The following is a 4,311-nucleotide window of genomic DNA, read 5'->3' as shown; positions in this document are numbered from 1 at the left end:
GCTCGATCTGCGCCACAACACACCTATCCAGACGGCCACCCTGGCGAGAACACAAAACTCTGAAAAAGGACTAGTCATCGCGCAAGTTGTACGATAACTTACCTCCAACGCAAAACAACACCCCTCACCCAAGCGCCACAGGATGCCAACAACAATGAATCCACAAGAACTTAAATCCATCCTCTCCCACGGCCTGCTGTCTTTCCCGGTCACCGACTTCAATGCCCAGGGCGACTTCAACCCGGCTGGCTACATCAAGCGCCTTGAGTGGCTGGCCCCCTACGGCGCCAGCGCGCTGTTCGCCGCTGGCGGTACCGGTGAATTCTTCTCCCTGGCCGCCAGCGAATACAGCCAGGTGATCAAGACCGCGGTCGACACCTGCGCCACTTCGGTGCCGATCCTCGCCGGTGTCGGTGGCTCTACCCGTCAGGCCATCGAATACGCTCAGGAAGCCGAGCGCCTGGGTGCCAAGGGCCTGCTGTTGCTGCCGCACTACCTGACCGAAGCCAGCCAGGACGGCGTCGCCGCCCACGTCGAAGCGGTGTGCAAATCGGTAAACATCGGGGTGGTGGTGTACAACCGCAACGTCTGCCGCCTGAACGCCGACCTGCTGGAAAAACTGGCCGAGCGCTGCCCGAACCTGATCGGCTACAAGGACGGCCTGGGTGATATCGAACTGATGGTGTCGATCCGTCGTCGCCTGGGCGAGCGCTTCAGCTACCTGGGTGGCCTGCCGACCGCCGAAGTGTATGCTGCCGCCTACAAGGCCCTGGGCGTACCGGTTTACTCCTCCGCGGTGTTCAACTTCGTGCCGAAAACCGCCATGGACTTCTACAACGCCATCGCCCGTGACGACCACGCCGCCGTGGCCAAGCTGATCGACGATTTCTTCCTGCCCTACCTGGACATCCGCAACCGCAAGGCCGGCTACGCCGTGAGCATCGTCAAGGCCGGCGCCAGAATTGCCGGTTACGACGCTGGCCCGGTGCGCACTCCGCTGACCGACCTCACCGCCGAAGAGTACGAAATGCTCGCCGCGCTGATGGACAAGATGGGCCCGCAGTAAGCGCTGCCCGCGGCCTGCCAGATGCCGCACCCGGAGTGGGCCTACCCCCACTCCGGTTACAATTCGTGAGCCCGCACAAAAATAACTAGTGGGAGTTTTGCCAGCATGCAAGCGACTAAGAAAACGCATGTGCGCTACCTGATCCTGTTCATGCTGTTTCTGGTGACCACGATCAACTATGCCGACCGCGCGACCATTGCTATCGCAGGCTCCAGCCTGCAGAAAGACCTCGGCATTGACGCCGTAACCCTCGGTTATATCTTTTCCGCCTTCGGATGGGCTTACGTGGCTGGCCAGATTCCTGGTGGCTGGCTGCTCGATCGCTTCGGTTCCAAGAACGTCTACGCCTTCAGCATCTTCACCTGGTCGCTGTTCACCCTGCTGCAGGGTTTTGTCGGTGGCCTGCCGGTTGCCTGGGCCGTGGTCACCCTCTTCACCCTGCGCTTCCTGGTCGGTTTCGCCGAAGCCCCGTCATTCCCGGGTAACGCGCGCATCGTCGCCGCATGGTTCCCGACCCAGGAACGCGGCACGGCGTCGGCCATCTTCAACTCGGCGCAGTATTTCGCCACTGCACTGTTCGCCCCGATCATGGGCTGGATCGTGTTCAGCTTCGGCTGGGAGCACGTCTTCGTGGTCATGGGTGTGCTGGGCATCATCTTCTCGATGGTGTGGCTGAAGACCATCTACAATCCGCGCCAACACCCGCGCATCAGCCAAAGCGAACTCGAGCACATCGAGCAGAACGGCGGCCTGGTCGACATGGACCAGAAGCGCGGCAGCGACGGCCCGAAATGGGGTTACATCAAGCAGTTGCTGACCAGCCGCATGCTGCTGGGCGTATACCTAGGCCAGTACTGCATCAACGCCATCACCTACTTCTTCCTCACCTGGTTCCCGGTGTACCTGGTGCAGGAACGTGGCATGACCATTCTCAAGGCCGGCTTCATCGCCTCGCTGCCGGCGGTGTGTGGTTTTATCGGCGGCGTCCTGGGTGGCGTGATCTCCGACTGGCTGCTGCGCCGCGGCAACTCGCTGACCTTTTCGCGCAAACTGCCGATTGTCTGTGGCCTGCTGCTGTCCACCACCATGGTGTTCTGCAACTACGTCGATGCCGAGTGGATGGTGGTTGGCTTCATGACGCTGGCGTTTTTCGGCAAGGGCATTGGCGCACTGGGCTGGGCGGTGGTCGCGGACACTTCACCCAAGCAGATTGCCGGGCTGTCCGGTGGCCTGTTCAACACCTTCGGCAACATCGCGTCGATCACCACCCCTATCGTGATCGGCTACATCATCAGCGCCACCGGCTCGTTCAAGTGGGCGCTTGTGTACGTGGGTGCCAACGCGCTGGTCGCGGTATTCAGCTATCTGGTTATCGTCGGCCCCATCAAGCGTATCGAATTGCGTGATGCTGCCCCGAAGCCACACGCTGAGCCTGCCACCGACGGCGAACTGGCCAGCTCCCGTCACTGAAAAAACACGCCCGCGCCGTGTCACCCGGCATGGGCGGATGTACAAAAGCCTGAGAACCTGACAAGTAGGGCCCAAACATGCAGTTGATCGAACATTCCGACTCGCCCCGCTACGTCCGCCTGCACGACGACGACAACGTCGTGGTCGTTGTCAACGACGGCGGCTTGGGCGAAGGCGCCCGCTTCGCCGACGGCCTGACCCTGATCGAAGGCGTGCCGCAAAGCCACAAGGTGGCCACCGTGGCCATCGCCAAGGGCGAGCCCGTGCGCCGCTACGGGCAAATCATCGGCTACGCGCTGGAAGACCTGCGCCAAGGCAGCTGGGTTCAGGAAAGCCAGCTGGCCATGCCGGCCGCCCCGGACCTGGACAGCCTGCCGCGCTGCGATGCAGTGCCACAACCGCTGCCGCCGCTGGAGGGCTTCACCTTCGAGGGCTATCGCAACGCCGACGGCACTGTCGGCACCCGCAATATCCTCGGCATCACCACCACCGTGCAGTGCGTGACCGGCGTGCTGGAACATGCAGTCAAGCGCATTCGCAACGAACTACTGCCCAAATACCCCAACGTCGATGACGTGGTAGCCATTACCCACAGCTACGGCTGCGGTGTGGCAATCAACGCCCGCGACGCTTACATCCCGATCCGCACCGTGCGCAACCTGGCGCGCAACCCCAACCTGGGCGGCGAGGCACTGGTGATCAGCCTGGGCTGTGAAAAACTGCAAGCCAGCCAGGTGATGCACGACAACGACCCCTCGGTGGACCTCAGCGACCCATGGCTGTACCGCCTGCAAGATGCCAGCCTTGGCTTTGTTGAAATGATCGAGCAGATCATGGACCTGGCCGAAACCCGCCTGAAGAAGCTCGACCAGCGCCGCCGCGAAACGGTCCCGGCCAGCGAACTGATCCTCGGTATGCAATGCGGTGGCAGCGACGCCTTCTCGGGCATCACCGCCAACCCGGCACTGGGCTATGCCGCCGACCTGCTGGTCCGCGCTGGCGCCACCGTGCTGTTCTCTGAAGTGACCGAGGTGCGCGACGCGATCTACATGCTGACCTCGCGCGCGGAAAACCAGGACGTTGCCGACGCGCTGGTGCGCGAAATGGACTGGTACGACCGCTACCTGCAGCAAGGCGCCGCCGACCGCAGCGCCAACACCACGCCGGGCAACAAGAAAGGCGGGCTGTCGAACATCGTCGAGAAATCGCTGGGTTCGATCGTCAAGTCAGGCAGCGGCGCTATACAGGGTGTGCTCGGCCCAGGCCAGCGGGTCAACCGCAAAGGCCTGATTTTCTGCGCCACCCCGGCCAGCGACTTTGTCTGTGGCACCTTGCAACTGGCGGCCGGCATGAACCTGCACGTCTTCACTACCGGCCGTGGCACCCCGTATGGCCTGGCCATGGCGCCGGTGGTCAAGGTGTGTACCCGCAGCGAACTGGCCCAGCGCTGGCCCGACCTGATCGACATCGACGCCGGCCGCATCGCCAGTGGTCGCTCGACCATCGAGGAGCTGGGTTGGGAGCTGTTCCATTACTACCTGGACGTGGCCAGTGGCCGCAAGCAGACCTGGGCTGAACAACACCGGCTGCACAACGACATCACCCTGTTCAACCCGGCGCCCATTACCTGATGCCGCAGCCTTGACCACGCATTCACACACTCCAACCTCAAGCCCACAGGAGCACCCCATGCCTGAAATCCTCGGCCATAACTTCATCGCCGGTCAGCGCAGTGCCGCTGGCCCTCAGCGTCTGCAGAGCCTGGACGCCAGCAC

Annotated in this window: 3 protein-coding genes; all 3 read left to right on the top strand. The window is 62.6% G+C overall.

Annotation, left to right across the window (positions count from 1 at the left end; genetic code table 11):
* Positions 1-154: 154 nt before the first annotated feature.
* Complete coding sequence (gene kdgD, locus BJQ17_RS29295) at positions 155-1,066, top strand: 5-dehydro-4-deoxyglucarate dehydratase (protein ID WP_003247703.1); 912 nt, start codon at positions 155-157, stop codon at positions 1,064-1,066.
* Positions 1,067-1,171: 105 nt separating this feature from the next.
* Positions 1,172-2,536, top strand: a complete 1,365-nt coding sequence (locus BJQ17_RS29290) for an MFS transporter (protein WP_003247701.1) — start codon at positions 1,172-1,174, stop codon at positions 2,534-2,536.
* 77 nt (positions 2,537-2,613) lie between these two features.
* Positions 2,614-4,167, top strand: a complete 1,554-nt coding sequence (gene garD / locus BJQ17_RS29285; protein ID WP_070096975.1) for a galactarate dehydratase — start codon at positions 2,614-2,616, stop codon at positions 4,165-4,167.
* Positions 4,168-4,311: the final 144 nt, after the last annotated feature.

Origin of the sequence: Pseudomonas sp. NBRC 111139, from assembly GCF_001753955.1 — a bacterium.
In the GTDB taxonomy this organism is placed as follows: domain Bacteria; phylum Pseudomonadota; class Gammaproteobacteria; order Pseudomonadales; family Pseudomonadaceae; genus Aquipseudomonas; species Aquipseudomonas alloputida.
Note: the sequence above shows the minus strand (reverse complement) of the source record. Positions and strands in the feature narration are given on the sequence as shown.

What these genes read in the sequence shown, in the direction of transcription:
- BJQ17_RS29290 (WP_003247701.1), top strand. Translation starts at nt 1,172, where the DNA reads ATGCAAGCGACTAAGAAAACGCATGTGCGCTACCTGATCCTGTTCATG.
- garD (WP_070096975.1), top strand. Translation starts at nt 2,614, where the DNA reads ATGCAGTTGATCGAACATTCCGACTCGCCCCGCTACGTCCGCCTGCAC.
- kdgD (WP_003247703.1), top strand. Translation starts at nt 155, where the DNA reads ATGAATCCACAAGAACTTAAATCCATCCTCTCCCACGGCCTGCTGTCT.